Annotated in this window: 12 protein-coding genes; 4 read left to right on the forward strand and 8 right to left on the reverse strand. The window is 44.7% G+C overall.

Going from position 1 to position 14,655, the window contains the following annotated elements; translation table 11 throughout:
• Positions 1–40: 40 nt before the first annotated feature.
• Together L1D50_RS14735 and L1D50_RS14740 are read left to right on the forward strand one after the other, a co-directional pair.
• Entirely contained in the window at positions 41–886 is an 846-nt protein-coding gene (locus L1D50_RS14735; RefSeq protein ID WP_239966296.1) for a LysR family transcriptional regulator, read from the forward strand.
• A 435-nt stretch (positions 887–1,321) separates the two neighbouring features.
• Positions 1,322–1,789 (forward strand): transposase, encoded by a 468-nt coding sequence (locus L1D50_RS14740; RefSeq protein WP_239966297.1) that lies wholly within the window; start codon positions 1,322–1,324, stop codon positions 1,787–1,789.
• A gap of 494 nt (positions 1,790–2,283) precedes the next feature.
• On the opposite strand, the gene L1D50_RS14745 is transcribed toward L1D50_RS14740, so the two are convergent.
• The 6 genes from L1D50_RS14745 to radA all read right to left on the reverse strand — a co-directional run bounded on the left by L1D50_RS14745 (position 2,284) and on the right by radA (position 9,031).
• Complete coding sequence (locus tag L1D50_RS14745; protein ID WP_239966298.1) at positions 2,284–3,453, reverse strand: FAD-dependent monooxygenase; 1,170 nt, start codon at positions 3,451–3,453, stop codon at positions 2,284–2,286.
• A gap of 10 nt (positions 3,454–3,463) precedes the next feature.
• A complete protein-coding gene (gene ubiH, locus L1D50_RS14750; protein ID WP_239966299.1) occupies positions 3,464–4,636 on the reverse strand; it encodes a 2-octaprenyl-6-methoxyphenyl hydroxylase in 1,173 nt (390 codons plus the stop codon).
• Positions 4,637–4,648: 12 nt separating this feature from the next.
• Positions 4,649–5,959, reverse strand: coding sequence for a Xaa-Pro aminopeptidase (pepP, locus tag L1D50_RS14755; RefSeq protein WP_239966300.1), 1,311 nt, complete (start codon positions 5,957–5,959; stop codon positions 4,649–4,651).
• A gap of 2 nt (positions 5,960–5,961) precedes the next feature.
• Positions 5,962–6,525, reverse strand: a complete 564-nt coding sequence (locus L1D50_RS14760) for a UPF0149 family protein (protein ID WP_026000986.1) — start codon at positions 6,523–6,525, stop codon at positions 5,962–5,964.
• A gap of 196 nt (positions 6,526–6,721) precedes the next feature.
• Positions 6,722–7,645: a DUF945 family protein gene (locus tag L1D50_RS14765; protein WP_239966301.1), complete on the reverse strand. Its 924-nt coding sequence runs from the start codon at positions 7,643–7,645 to the stop codon at positions 6,722–6,724.
• 15 nt (positions 7,646–7,660) lie between these two features.
• The gene (gene radA, locus L1D50_RS14770; RefSeq protein WP_010370516.1) at positions 7,661–9,031 is read right to left on the reverse strand and encodes a DNA repair protein RadA; all 1,371 of its coding nucleotides are present in this window, start codon (positions 9,029–9,031) and stop codon (positions 7,661–7,663) included.
• 128 nt (positions 9,032–9,159) lie between these two features.
• Here radA and L1D50_RS14775 point away from each other — a divergent pair, with 128 nt between their 5' ends.
• Complete coding sequence (locus L1D50_RS14775) at positions 9,160–11,661, forward strand: PilZ domain-containing protein (protein ID WP_128725952.1); 2,502 nt, start codon at positions 9,160–9,162, stop codon at positions 11,659–11,661.
• A 74-nt stretch (positions 11,662–11,735) separates the two neighbouring features.
• On the opposite strand, the gene ampE is transcribed toward L1D50_RS14775, so the two are convergent.
• Complete coding sequence (ampE, locus tag L1D50_RS14780) at positions 11,736–12,587, reverse strand: beta-lactamase regulator AmpE (RefSeq protein ID WP_128725953.1); 852 nt, start codon at positions 12,585–12,587, stop codon at positions 11,736–11,738.
• 6 nt (positions 12,588–12,593) lie between these two features.
• Positions 12,594–13,136 (reverse strand): 1,6-anhydro-N-acetylmuramyl-L-alanine amidase AmpD, encoded by a 543-nt coding sequence (gene ampD / locus L1D50_RS14785; RefSeq protein WP_239966302.1) that lies wholly within the window; start codon positions 13,134–13,136, stop codon positions 12,594–12,596.
• A 258-nt stretch (positions 13,137–13,394) separates the two neighbouring features.
• On the opposite strand from ampD, the gene nadC reads away from it, so the two are divergent.
• Positions 13,395–14,237, forward strand: a complete 843-nt coding sequence (gene nadC, locus L1D50_RS14790; RefSeq protein WP_239966303.1) for a carboxylating nicotinate-nucleotide diphosphorylase — start codon at positions 13,395–13,397, stop codon at positions 14,235–14,237.
• Positions 14,238–14,655: the final 418 nt, after the last annotated feature.

Consider the following 14,655-nt stretch of genomic DNA (forward strand, 5'->3'; position numbering starts at 1 on the left):
ATATTAATGTACTTGGGTTTTATAAATTGCATTTCCTTATATGAAAAACTTATCAATTGATGGATTAAGAACGCTGGTCACTGTGGTTGATGTCGGTGGCTTCGCCAAGGCTGGGGAGTTGCTTGGCTTATCTCAGCCAGCTGTTAGCTTGCAAATCAAACGTTTAGAAGACATGCTAGGTTGCAAGCTGTTTAAAAAGCAGGGTCAAAGACAGGTATTGAATCAATATGGTGAGCTACTTTTGCCCCTAGCTAAACAAATGCTGCAGCAGAACGATGCAATTATTCAGCAATTTACCTCTGAGAGCGTGACGGGCCGAGTGCGTTTAGGCATTCCCAGCGAATTTGCAGCAAGGATCTTACCCTCAATTATTGGCGATTTCGTTTCTTTATATCCTGATGTTGCATTAGAAGTTAAATCAAGACTGAGTAAACACTTACTTTCCGTGGTAAGGCAAGACCAGTTTGATTTGGTGCTAGCGCTTAATGAGGAGCTGAGCTCGTCCAAATACCCAGTGTTTATGCAAGACCAACTAGTTTGGGTTGGCGATTTATCGCTTGCGCAGTATTCTGTTGTCACTTTAGTCACCGCGCCGGAGGGCTGTATTTATCGCCGCCGTGCTATCGAAGCGCTGCAACAAGCTGGATTACAATACCGGATTGTATATAGCAACGCCGACTTAACCGGCCTTACCGCCGCTTTAAAAGAGGGACTCGGGATCACTGTGCTGGCCAAAAGCACCGTGCCAGCAGAGCTGCCTTATCAGACCCAAACTCAAATATTACCCGAACTCGGCCAGATAGGCATCAGCCTTGTCAAAAACACCCAAGAATCCGCCCACGCGGTTGATAAACTCGCTGAGTTTATTGCATTGAGATTAGGTTAAAAGATCGCGGGGTAAACCCGCTCCTACCAGTAACATAAAACCTCTGTGGGGGCCGCTTTACGCGGTGAGATTGTTGAAATGATCGAGGGGTGAACCCTCTCCCACCAACAGCGCAAAACCTATGTGGGAGCCGCTTTACGCGGCGAGATTGTTGAAATGATCGCGGGGTGAACCCGCTCCTACCAGCAACATAAAACCTCCGTGGGAGCCGCTTTACGCGGCGATACTGATTTAGGAAAAGATCGCGATGTAAAATCGCTCCTACCAGCAACATAAAACCTCTGTGATAGACGCTTTATGCGCCGAGATTGTTGAAATGATCGCGGGGTGAACCCGCTCCTACCAGCAGCATAAAACCTCTGTGGGAGGCGCTTTACGCGGCGATCTTGTCCTATACTTACATGAGCACTTATTAATGAACTCAAGGAGAGAGTCATGCCACATAGCTGCCGTTTAAGGATGGGCCGAGTTTCATCGGCTGGTCAATATTATGCAATCACCATTTGCTGTAAAAACAAAACAGCCGTTTTTAATAACCTCGCAGTCAATCAAGTTGTTATTCGCGAAATTTACCACCTTGAGCAGGATAACTTTATCAAATTAATTGCCTACACACTGATGCCTGATCATTTACACCTCCTGTTTCAACTAAAGGATGTGTGTTCTTTGTCTGATGCCATTAAGTCTTTAAAGGGAAGAACGGCAACTAAGCTAAGAACAATGAATATTCGGCAGCTATGGCAAAAAGATTTTTATGATACCTGTATTTTGCATAATACCATGTTAAGAAACCAAGCAAGATACATAGTTGCAAATCCGCTTCGGGCAGGGTTGGTAAAACAGATTGGTGATTATCCTTATTGGAATTGTATTTATTTAAGCAATGGGATTGGGGAGTTATAAAGTTGGTGATGCCTGTTTTAGGAAAAGATCGCGATGTAAAATCGCTCCTACCAACAATATAAAACCTTTGTGGGAGCCGCTTTATGCGGCGAGATTGTTGAAATGATCGCGATGTGAAATCGCTCCTACCGGCAACATAAAACTTCGGTAGGGGCCGCTTTATGCGGCGAGATTGTTGAAATGATCGCGATGTAAAATCACTCCTACCGACAATATAAAACCCTTGTGGGAGACGTTTTATGCAGCGAGATTATTGAAGTAATCGCGATGTAAAATCGCTCCTACCAGCAACATAAAACTTTGTGGAGGCCGCTTTACGCGGCGATACTGATTTAGGAAAAGATCGCGATGTAAAATCGCTCCCACCAGCAACATAAAACTTCTGTGGGGGCCGCTTTACGCGGCGATACTGATTTAGGAAAAGATCGCGGGGTAAACCCGCTCCTACCAGCAGCATAAAACCTCTGTAGGAGCCGCTTTACGCGGCGATCTTTTTATTTACCGCCTATCGCTTCTTTGGCGAACAGGTGCTTGATTGGGCCGAGGTTGTCGACCAAGCTCAGGCCCACACCACGTACTAGCTTTTTAAGCGGATGATTGCCTTCAAACAGCTCTTTAAGCCCTTGCATCATGGCAATATGCTTTTGAGCATCTGCTTTTCTGCTGCGCTCATATTGGCGCAGTATCCGAGTGCTGGCAAATTGCTCTTGCGGTGCTGATAACAAGGTGATCAAATAGGCAGCATCTTTTAGCCCTAAATTCATGCCAAGACCTGCAAGTGGGTGAATGGTATGTGCCGCATCGCCCATTAAAACGATCCGCCCTTGCACCCATTGTTTTGCATAACGCATGGTTAAAGGAAAAACATGTCTTTCGCTAATCAATTCACACACGCCACACTGCATATCAATTGCTGCACTTAGTACTTTATTAAACGCCTCGGCCGGCATGGCTTGTAGTTGCTTTGCTTTATCCGGTGCGGTAGACCATACAATTGAATGAGTATATGGGTCATCAAGCGGCAAAAAGGCCAGCGGTCCATCAGGGAGGAACACTTGCCTTGCCGTTGCATCATGAGGTGCTGCAGTTTTTATCGTTGCAACAAGCGCATGGTGGTCATAATCCCAATAAGTGATTGGCATATTAAACTGCTGACGAATCGCCGAACGTGCACCGTCAGCTGCTACCACCAGCTTTGCCATCACCGGCTCACCAGTAGCCAACGTTAGCAACACATCGGTGTCTGTTTGATGCAAGCTTTGGTACTTTGTGTTCCACATCAGTTTGGCCGATTGCTGTGCTTCGAGTGCTGTTAACAACGCATAGCGAATGGCATCGTTTTCAATGATGTGACCAAGCTCAGGTAAGTCTAGCGATTCGTTGTCAAAGGCGATTTTACCAAAGCTGTCTTTATCACGGACATCCATGCGAGTATATGCAGCGGCGCGCTGCGCTTTAATATCAGGCCAAACGCCCAAGCGCTCAAATAAAGCCTGACTTGCTGCGCTTATTGCGCTTACGCGTGCGCTGTATTCTTGTGCCAATGGCGTTGGTTTTTCACCACTGTCTAGCACTAATACCGAGATATTTTGCTGCGCAAGCCCTAGCGCCAGCGTTAAACCAACACATCCACCACCAACAATACAAACTTGAACTTGTTGCATGCCAACTCCTTTATCCTTTATATCCCATCAATTGCTTGGCCAGCGGCGCTCTTGCTGTTTTGGACAGCGCCATGGTGAGTAGACCTAAACTACGGCCTAAAGCTAAGGTTCTTGATGAGTTTGAAAATAGTCGAACGAGCGCATCGGTTAATGTCATCACCGTATTAATATCTTGCGCTCGCGCCAGTTGATAAGCACGCGTAAATTGAAAACTTCCCCACTCTTCAAGCCTATATGTCTGACATTGTGAGGCAAGTACTTGAATATCTCGTAGACCTAAATTAAAGCCTTGCCCTGCAATGGGATGAATAGCATGCGCCGCATTGCCAATCACCACCACCCGATGATGAGTGAGTTGCTCTACTCGCCCAAGCACCAGCGGATAACTTGCTCTCATACCCACTTGCACAAAGCGCCCAGCGCGATATCCAAAGGCTTGCTGCAATGCAGCTAAAAACTCATGTGCTGCCATCGCTTCAAACTCGCTAAGGTGCTCATTTGGCATACACCACACCAGCGAATAACGATTATCACTCATTGGCAGCAGCGCCATTGGTCCATGCTCAGTAAAGCGTTCAAATGCCTGACCACGATGTGCCGTGTCGATTTGCACATTGGCAATCAATGCACCTTGCTCGTAGCCTATGCTATCAAAGCCAATATTGAGCTTAGCCCGCGTAGGAGATTGTGCGCCATCCGCAACAACCAGTAATCGACTTTGTAATTGCTCACCATTATCGAGGGTCAGTTCAACCTGCTCTGGTTGTTGATGTATATGCGCCACTTGGTTTGGGCAAAACAGTGCAATATCAAGGCTGCTCAACTGCTCGTGTAAAAAGCAGCCATAGGGATTGACTTCAACCACATAGCCTAACGCTTTTTGATTGTAGTCATCAGGATTGATCCACGCTTTACCAAAGTGACCTCTGTCAGAAACATTCACTTGTGTGATTGGCTCAACGTATTGCCACTCGGGATTAAATAGATTTAGCGCGCCCAAAAATGCGACCGACTGCGCAGCAAGCGCAATACTACGGTCGTCAAAACTTGGATGCTGCTTGCCTTTTGGCGCAAAGGCTTCAATAACCGCAATCTTTGCCTGCGGAGAGACTTTTTTTATGGCGATGGCGGCGCTGGCTCCCGCCATACCCCCACCAACCACGACGACATCAAACTGTTGCACGCAAAGTGTCCACTAGTTATTCATTAATGCTTCTATTTCTGAGATGGTTTTTGGCACCAGTTCGGTTAAGTTTTCATAACCGGAGTCTGTAACCAACAAATCATCTTCGATACGAATGCCAATTCCTTTATAATCATCAGGAACTTGCGCATCTTCGTCAAAATACAGGCCCGGCTCAATGGTAAGTACCATACCTGGTTCAAATGGGCGATCTGCTTCATCTAACTTGTATTCACCGACATCGTGAACATCAAGACCCAGCCAATGACCTAAACCATGCATATAAAATGCTTTACATGCCTGCGCTTCTACGAGTTCGTTAACGTCGCCCGCAAGAATGCCTAAATCCACTAGCCCTTGAGTCAATACTGTCATCGCCACTTGATTGGCTTTGACTAATGTACCACCCGGTTTTACTTCACCAAAGGCCGCATTTTGCGCCGCCAATACCAACTCATAAATCTTGCGCTGCGCATCAGTAAACTGGCCATTTACTGGGAAAGTACGAGTTATATCAGCCGCATAGCCTTCCAGTTCACAACCCGAATCAATCAGTACCAAGTCGCCGTCTTGTAGCGCGTCACAGTTGTCGGTGTAGTGTAAAATCGTTGCATTGATACCGCTACCAACAATGGTGCCATAGGCTGGGTGACGCGCACCGTTCATTGCATAATGATGATGAATTTCGGCTTCAAGCTGGTATTCCGTCGCATCCGGCTTTGCAAACTGCATGGCCCGTTTGTGCGCCTCAGCACTAATTCTGCCCGCTTCGCGCATAATTTCGATTTCAGCATCCGACTTAAATAAGCGCATTTCATGGACGAGTGAACGAATATCTTTGATGATCTCAGGGGCACGATAGCCCTTTTTCGGTGCGCCACGTAATGTACTCAGTAACTGCCAAACCTTATCATCAAAGGCGCTGTACGTGCCTTGGCCGTAGAATAATACCTTGCGACCATTCACGAGATTTAATAGCTCGTCGTCTAAGTCACTCAGCGCAAAGGTCTGGTCGAGTTCAAGTTGCGACTTAGCTTGCTCATAGCCCATACGGCGACCATGCCAAATCTCAGCAACCTTATCTTTATTACGACAGAACAACGTAGACTGACCATTACCCTCACGGTCTTTTGTTAATACTAAAACCGCATCAGGCTCTTTAAAGCCGGTGAGATAAAAAAAGTCACTATCTTGACGAAACGGAAACTCGGTATCGCGGCTACGGGTTAATTCAACAGCCGCAGGAATAATTGCGACAGCATTATTATCAAGTGCCGCAATAAGACGCGCACGGCGTGCTACAAACTCGCTGTTTTTTATCATAATTAATGTATCGTCTTTGATGTGCTAACGGACTGGGGTTCTTTACCCATCTCGGCAAAGCATAACAGTGTAGAAACACGCACATATTCTACCACTTCGAGCAGTGCTTCTTTATCGTCATTGCTGTCTTCAAAACCAGTATCAAGCTTGGTTATTTCGCTAAAGTCGTTAATTACTTCTTTAACATCTGCAGATAACTTGCCATAGTCCTTTTGCTTTAAACCAAAGCCTAATAAAAAGCCGGATACCCAAGCAATCAGTGCGTTAGCTTGGTCGTGTAATGATTCGTCTTCCGGCGGTAAATATAATTCAAACTGGAACTCACCGTCGTTGAAGTGCTCGGCAACTTGCTTATATAAATCGATGCAAAACTCTCTAATTGGCGCTGAAAATTTTTGACCGTCGTTAAATACGTCGCTCAATAGACCCAAATACTCTGAATCTTCGATATTTAGACCACAGGCCAATAGCCCAGAAATGGTGCCGTGAACTTCGGCAGGGGCAATAAATAATTCGTGTTTTTCTAATAGCAATTGAGCTTGCTGGTAGTCTTTGAATTCGCTCATAAATACATTCCCAAGCAATTGATACTCCAATGCTACCACCGCAGCCTTTGCAACTCCAACGAATTGTATGATCAACCTCAAGGCTGCTTTAGATTTCACCAACTTGGTAAAAATAATATTGCGAATGAATGGGTTTATGAGAGATGGAGGGATTGAGGAGCAAGTCCACAACCCCGTTAAACTAGCTGGATTGACTTTATTTACCGCTCGCCTTGATTTCGATAAGTTCAGACAGTGTCTCTGGATTTTGCGCCATAGACATGGATAATTGCTGCCCCAGGGCCATCATACTTTGACTTTGTGGTACCGAAACAGATATCGCAAGTGACTCCACTCCATTAGCAAAGTCATTTACAGCCGTTTGAATTTCAGCAGGTAACATCATCACTTGCAGTTGCTGAGCAACAATCGCCTGAAAGTCAGCCTTGCTCATGCCCTGCTGAGCAATTTCAGACTCAAGTAATTGAGGTAAGCCGCCTGCATTATCAATATTAATGCTAAGGGACTTTAACTCAAGAGACTGCATTGCCGTCATCATCTGCGACTGTGCTTGAAGTTCTTGCTCAAGGTTCGGTGTATCACCTTGAATTTTTGAAGCTGCCAATGAAGCATCCATAAAAGCCTTACTGTTTCCAAACGCAGCATTAAAAGAAGTCTTCACAATGCCTTCTGCAGAAGATGCTAATGTAAACTCACTGGCGCCAGATGCTTCATCATAGGCGAGACTTGTATTCAAATGGTACGTTGCATTCACCAGCTCCGGCGACATCCCTTGGGTAAACTCTTCAGCTTCTTTTGCTAATTTCAAACCAACTAGATCAAGCTCGGTATAAGGGCTAATTTTGTCCTGCTCGTAACCTACAACATTGAGCTTATCGATGGTAAATAGTGCTATATTTTCATCGGGTTGTGAAATTATTAAGTCGGTGATTTCTACTCCACGGGTAAATAAATCAACAGAGCTGTTTGCAAAACTCACCGTAAGGCCACTGTCTTGTTCGAAGCTTTCTATTTGCTTGGTGATTTCTTGTTTCACTTGCTCATTTACATAGTAGTTGGCACCAACATACCCTGCGCCCGCTAGTACCACAACGGCAACTGCTAATGTGGACTTATTCATATTTCACTCCATTATTTAAAAAAGTGCCTCAAGCGCTTCGCTGAGGCTAGAGACGGCAACAATTTCCATCCCCTCAATATTCTCTTTTGGTTTATTTGCTTTTGGTACAATCGCTCTTGTAAATCCATGTTTGGACGCTTCACGCAATCGCTCTTGCCCACTAGGCACCGGTCGGATCTCACCACCAAGACCCACCTCGCCAAATACCACCAGCTGCCTGTCTAAGGTTTGGTTTTTAAAGCTTGAAACCAGCGCAGCTATCAAGGCTAAATCGGCACTGGTTTCAGTCACTTTGACGCCACCTACAACGTTTACAAACACATCTTGATCCGACACCTGTAAACCGCCGTGACGATGCAATACCGCAAGTAGCATGGCCAAACGATTTTGCTCCAAACCAACAGTGACGCGACGCGGGTTAGCGAGCTGTGAATAGTCTACTAGCGCTTGGACTTCCACAAGGAGTGGCCGTGTGCCCTCCCAAATAACCATGACTAATGAGCCTGGTGTTTGCGCTTCGCCACGGTTTAAGAAAATAGCCGAAGGATTGTTTACTTCCTTTAAGCCTTGGCTTGTCATAGCAAACACACCCAATTCGTTTACAGCACCAAAACGGTTTTTATTGCCACGTAAGGTTCTAAAACGGCTGTCCGCACTGCCTTCTAGCAAAATAGAGCAATCTATACAGTGCTCCAGCACCTTAGGGCCGGCCAGTGTACCATCTTTAGTTACATGCCCCACCATAATAATGGCAACTTGGTTGGTTTTGGCAAAACGCGTCAAATAAGCAGCACTTTCACGCACTTGAGAAACTGACCCCGGTGCCGATTGGATATCACTCATGTGCATAACTTGAATTGAATCAATAACCATGATGCTTGGCTTTTCACGAAGCGCGAGCTGGCAAATTGTTTCAACGTTGGTTTCAGCGAGTGTTTTAAGCTTATTTGTAGGCAACCCCAATCGTGTGGCACGCATGGCAACTTGTTGCAGCGACTCCTCACCTGTGACATACAAAGTGTTCATGGTTTCAGCAAGGCGACACATGGTTTGCAGCAGCACCGTACTCTTACCAGCCCCGGGACTACCACCGATTAATATTGCACTTCCCGGCACAACACCGCCACCAAGGACACGATCAAACTCTTTAAATCCCGTTGAAAATCGTGGTAACTGCTCAAGGTTAACTTCATCTAAGGTTTGTACTTTAGCTTCAACCAGTCCAGCATAACCTGACGTTGAACCACCTTGAGGAACCGACTTTGCTGACGGAACGCGAAATTCCGTTACGGTATTCCACGCCTTACACTCCGAGCACTGACCTTGCCAACGCGCGAATTCGGCACCACAATCGCTACATACAAATGCTGTTTTCTTTTTTGCCATAAATTACAGGTATATATCTTGCTTAAACACAATAATAGGTTAAGAATAAACTAATAAAGCGCCAATGTTGACATAATATTGGCGGTGACCCAACTGGTCACATAAAATGAGCGCGTGTAAAACTGTTTATGCCTGAAGATAGATTACAAAAATATCAAAGCTTAATTGAGGATTTAAAACTGGATCTTGGCGATCCGGCTTTTGATCGCATATTTAAGCAACGAACTGCGGACTTATCTAAGCCAGACCAATTTCTGTTAAAAATGGAAATGTCGCGGCTGTCTCAGCCCGTGGCACGATTTATTGACCTCAGAGGACAAGTCGCAGGCCAAGTTAAGCCTTACGAATACGAAGGCAAACAGCACTTTATGGACGACTTGGCAATCGAAGTATTCGAACGGGAAGTCGCTAAACACGGGGGTTATACTCTTGCAGTTTACGAGTCTGTAATGAGTACCGACAATAATTATAAAGTCATGCAAAAGCAGGCCCAAGCGCGCGAAGAAGAGGTAGAGAAGGACGCGGAGAATCATAACTACACTAAACTCGTTCGTTTCGCGTCATACGAAAGTCGCTCCGAAGAGCGCATGAATTACTCCATTAAAATAACGGTGGAATTGGCAAAAAATCGCCCTAAGGTTTCCGCCACGACCTCCGATATTTCCCTCAGCGGCGCTAAAATAAAATTACCGACCAATCAGCAAGTCGACCCTGGACAAATTATTTCGATCCGCTTAGTGGGTCTCGAGCAAGACTTTGAGCTTGGCTTGAAAGAAGGTATTCAGTATGAAGTCGTCGCCGTAGAACCGGGTACGATTGAATATAATCAAGTTCGCTTAAAACGTACATTTATCGAGAAAAACCAAGGGTTTGATGACTTTTTGAATAGCTTTATTCACGGTAACAAGCGCCGTTATAAAATAAATCTCGACAACACTCTGGATGCCGTTGTTTGTAAGGGCTATGAACAATACTATCTACCACGGGTCTGCTCTTTGTTTGTTTTCATCAGTGAGAAACAAAAACAACTTTATCCAAGTATGGTGCTCACCAACGAAAATAACGCTTACATCAATTACTACTTTGAGGACGAAAGAAAGCAATCAAGCCTTTATTCCGTCTTCAACCAAAAACGAATTCAGCGACTGCTCGCGCTTTCTGGCGCGGTAAAAGAAGCGGTATGCCATGTGTTTACTCACTCTAGTCAAGGTAAAATGTACTTTTACTCAGCCTTTGACTTTGAACTGGAAGAAATGCAGCAACTAAACGATCTGTTTTTTGCCTTTGGCAGTCAAAAAGACAGCTGGCGCACGTTTAAAGTACAGCTGATGCCAAGCCATCATGAAGATGCGTTTATCCCGCTTTCGCTTCCTGCCAGTGCAGGAAAAAATATCGAGAAACTAAATAAGCGCCCGACACCAAGGGTTCAAGGCTTTATTCAAGATGTAAAATATCTCATGTTGCTAACAGATATTGGCAATCCATCTATTAATGAGCGATTTCAACGACTAAGTTATGAACAAAACTTAGTTAATCAATTAAAAAAGTTTGGCCACGGCAAGTCAGCTAGCCCCCCTCCCCTTGAAGTGGTTGCCTTAGAGTACGTTAACTTGCGTGCGCATAGGCGCTACCTTTATAAAACCAGTGCCGTCGTTCACATTGACGGTCAAGGGAGTTTCAACTGTGTAACCCGCGACTTTTCAGTAATGGGCTTACAAGTAGAGTGCGGCCAAGAAATGCCGCTGAATAAGGGCGACTCCATACACTTAGACTTGGTCGATTTACAAAAATTGACGAAACAGCATAATTTAACCAACTTACGCTATGAAGTGATGATGGTAAATAAAACCAAAACTATCATTAACCTAAAAGTACAAAAGATAGGTCAGTTGGACCACTCTGCAATGAACTTCTTCAAAGCGTTGATAGAAAACAACAAAGACAAGTTAGTCGCTTGTGATGAAACACCAAAGGTACCGGGATTGTCTCTTGCACTGCGTAATATGGTTACGAAATCGGTTTGTCAGTTCCCCCTTTATTTACACAAAGAAACCTCACATAATGCAGTTGGAGCGATTGGGCAAGGACTCTACCCAACATCCCTCCATCACTTATTGCACTCGTTTAGCGATAACGATGACAATACTTTAGACGCTAAGGCTGTTTTCCCCGAGCGCTTTGTCGAAGAGAAGCTAACAGAAATTCTAAAAGCAAAATCAAGACAAGATAAACCACTTAAATATTTGGTGTTTATTAAATTTGACCCAAAGCAAAGCAGTCAACACGAAGCGGTAAGCGCGCAAGTTATTGCCCACGAAGAAGCGCTTGATAGCCTGTATTTATATGCTAAAAAGGCGCTACGCAACGACTTACTTTTTGTCTATCAGCTTTACGTGTCAAAAACCGGCCGCCCAGATATGGACTATCTGGCTAATGAGTTACGTTACGTAAGCCATTACGCAATCCACAAAGCAAAAGACCTTGAAGAGGCGCTGTGGTCCATCACAGGTGTCTGTGATTTGGTTGACGTCACTGATTATGTGGTTCGAAACATGGGCTTTGATGCGCCGCTTATTTCTAAGATGGAAGAGCTGAAAAAGCGCTGGTTAGAGGCCAACTTCAAGCACTGATGTCAACAGCTCCATATACACTGACGGTATATGGAGCATTGTTATATAAAGGTGTGCTTTGCAGCTTAGGTTACTTACTCAACCCACCCAAATAAAGTCAGCACAGCAATAATCACGAGATAAAACAAAATATTACGCTTCACAAGACGCATCATACAGCTTGCTTCAAAGGTACAGCCTAAAAACTGCTGTTCAATTTGCTCGGCCGCAAGTGCAGTGCTTGTGACAATTTGACGATTCGTGGTTTTAAAATCTAGCACATACTTCAACCAACTTGATGTACCTTTACTAAAGTTACCTATAATCAAAAAACCGAAGCTTGCGATCCGAGCAGGGATCCAATTTAACCAGTAAAATAACCGGCAAAACTGCTCAAACACGTGGTCTAGCGGCGGATTTTCTTGCTCATGATGCCAATGCACAATTTGTCTTACCATCGCATATAGCACAGCGCCCGGCGCGCCCAGTGCCACAAACCAAAAAATAACTCCGCAGTAGTGCTGAAAGTTGATCCACGAAAGCGTCTGACCAAACGTCTCTCCGCCTGGCTCGTCTTCTAATTTGTCTTGCCCCATTTGCAACGCATAAAGCGTAGCGGCTTCGTTATCACCTCTGGTCAGTGCATTCAAATAGCCCTTATAGAGCTTGCGATATTTAGCACAACCAAAACAGACCAAGAGCACACAGATATTGATCGCAAACTGCCAAAATACAAAGTCACTTAAGCTGTATATAAAAGCAACGACACATGCAGGAATAACTAACCAAAGCATCACACCGAAATGCGAGCCCAACATGGCACTTGGCTGAGTCCAAGATTTGGTTTTCGCGTAGTAACTTTGCAGATAATAGTCGACTTGCCAGTAATCCGCCCGCGCGCCAAGTCGTTCAATAATAAGCGCGATGATGATAGAAATTAAGATCATGCTTGCCTAGCTCTCTTGGTTATTTAACAAGGTAAAATAATGCTGCCAATCAAATGCAGCTCCCGGATCTGTCTTTCGTCCTGGAGCAATATCATTGTGCCCTACAATACGATCATTCGTCAGTTTTGGATAGTGCTGTTGCAGCCAACGCGTTGTTTTTACTAAACTCGCATATTGCGCTTCGGTATATGGCGTGGTGTCTGTTCCCTCCATCTCAATACCAATTGCAAAGTCATTGCAGCGAGTTCGACCTTGCCACTGCGACACGCCCGCATGCCATGCCCGCTCAACAAAAGGAACGTATTGGGTGATGCTACCGTCACGACGTATAACACAGTGCGCCGACACCCTAACTCCCTCTAAGTCAGAAAAAGTCGGATGCGCACCACAGTCCAGCGTACCCATAAATAAGTTTTCCACATACGGCGTGCCAAAGTCCCCTGCGGGCAGCGAGATATTATGAATAACCAGTAAATCTATCTCGCACGCTTGCGGTCTTGCATCGTAATGTGGGGATTGCTTGTGTTTAGCAAAAGGTAGCCAATTCAAAGTATTAGTTCCAAGCCTTGGTTTAGAATCGATTATAAAGACAAAATAAGACAAAAGGTAGGGATGGACCTAGGTGTAATTTAACGATAGTGTCGCGATGTAAATTCACAGTAGCAAACAACGCATGACCGTAGCAGCGGATTTACCTCGCGAAATAAAAATCGCGCCGCCAAATTCCATGAATTCTTCTCCATCAATTGTACTCCTAGACAAACGCGCGTAAAATTCGGCCATTACAGAAAAATGAAAAGACAACCTATGATTGACCAAAATCTTATCAGCCAATTGGTAAAACAGGCGCTAGACGAAGATCTTAATTATCAAACACCAAACCAAGGTGATATTACCGCAGCCCTTATCCCAGAAACACAGCAAGCAAATGCCTATGTGATCACGAGGGAAGATTGTGTGTTCGTTGGCAAGGCGTTAATCGAGGAGGTTTTTCAGCAAGTCGACCCAAGTGTTAGCGTCAATGTACTTGTGAACGACGGCGACCTTGTCACCGCTAATACCCGTTTGTTTACCGCAAGTGGTTCAGCAAAAGCGATCCTAACCGCAGAGCGCACGGCACTTAATTTTGTACAAACACTGTCGGGCACAGCAACTACCACAGCAAAATATGTTGAGATGCTGAGCGGTACGCAAACTAAACTGCTGGATACACGTAAAACCATCCCTGGGTTAAGAGCACTACAAAAATACGCAGTTAAATGTGGCGGTGGTGAAAATCATAGAATCGGTCTATTTGACGCGTATCTTATTAAAGAAAACCACATTGCAGCCTGTGGTAGTATCGCCAAAGCCGTTGCGACCGCGCGCAATAATCATCCGGACAAGCCAGTAGAAGTTGAAGTAGAAAATCTGGGCGAATTACAACAAGCCTTGGATGCAGGCAGCGATATTATTATGTTAGATAATTTCAGCGTAAGTGAGATTCAACAAGCAGTTGAAATCACACAAGGCAAAGCCAAGCTGGAAGTCTCTGGTAATATGACCATTGAAATTTTGACGACTTACGCACAAGCCGGTGTTGATTTTATTTCAAGCGGCGCACTGACCAAGCATGTACAAAGTATCGATCTTTCGATGCGCTTTGAATAACCAGCTTGCGCTAAATTTCAAAAAACATTCATACAGGGCTCATTGCTGGGCCCTATCCCTTTTTATAGTGCTATCAAGTAACCTGTAGTTCGCTCACTGTAGGCGATTTTCCGACCTGTGTGAGCTCGGATTTTTCATTTTTAAAAGAATACCACTACGTAACAGCAAAGTGTGCACTCACCCTGTAATCCTACGTAATAGGAAAAGTTTTCTATTTCGTTGACAAACCTACTTAAAACTCGTTAAATACGACAAAAGAACTAGAGTGTAACAAGATCTTAATGTTCGGTAACGATTGATTCCGCTTACTTTTTGAACCGATATTAGGAAAGTTTGCGCTACCGCAAGAGAATCAATAATTTATTATTAAAATTTGATTGTAGGGATCAGCGTTTACTATTAAAGTAAATGTTAATTG

This window comes from Pseudoalteromonas sp. Isolate6, from assembly GCF_022398435.1.
In the GTDB taxonomy this organism is placed as follows: domain Bacteria; phylum Pseudomonadota; class Gammaproteobacteria; order Enterobacterales; family Alteromonadaceae; genus Pseudoalteromonas; species Pseudoalteromonas galatheae.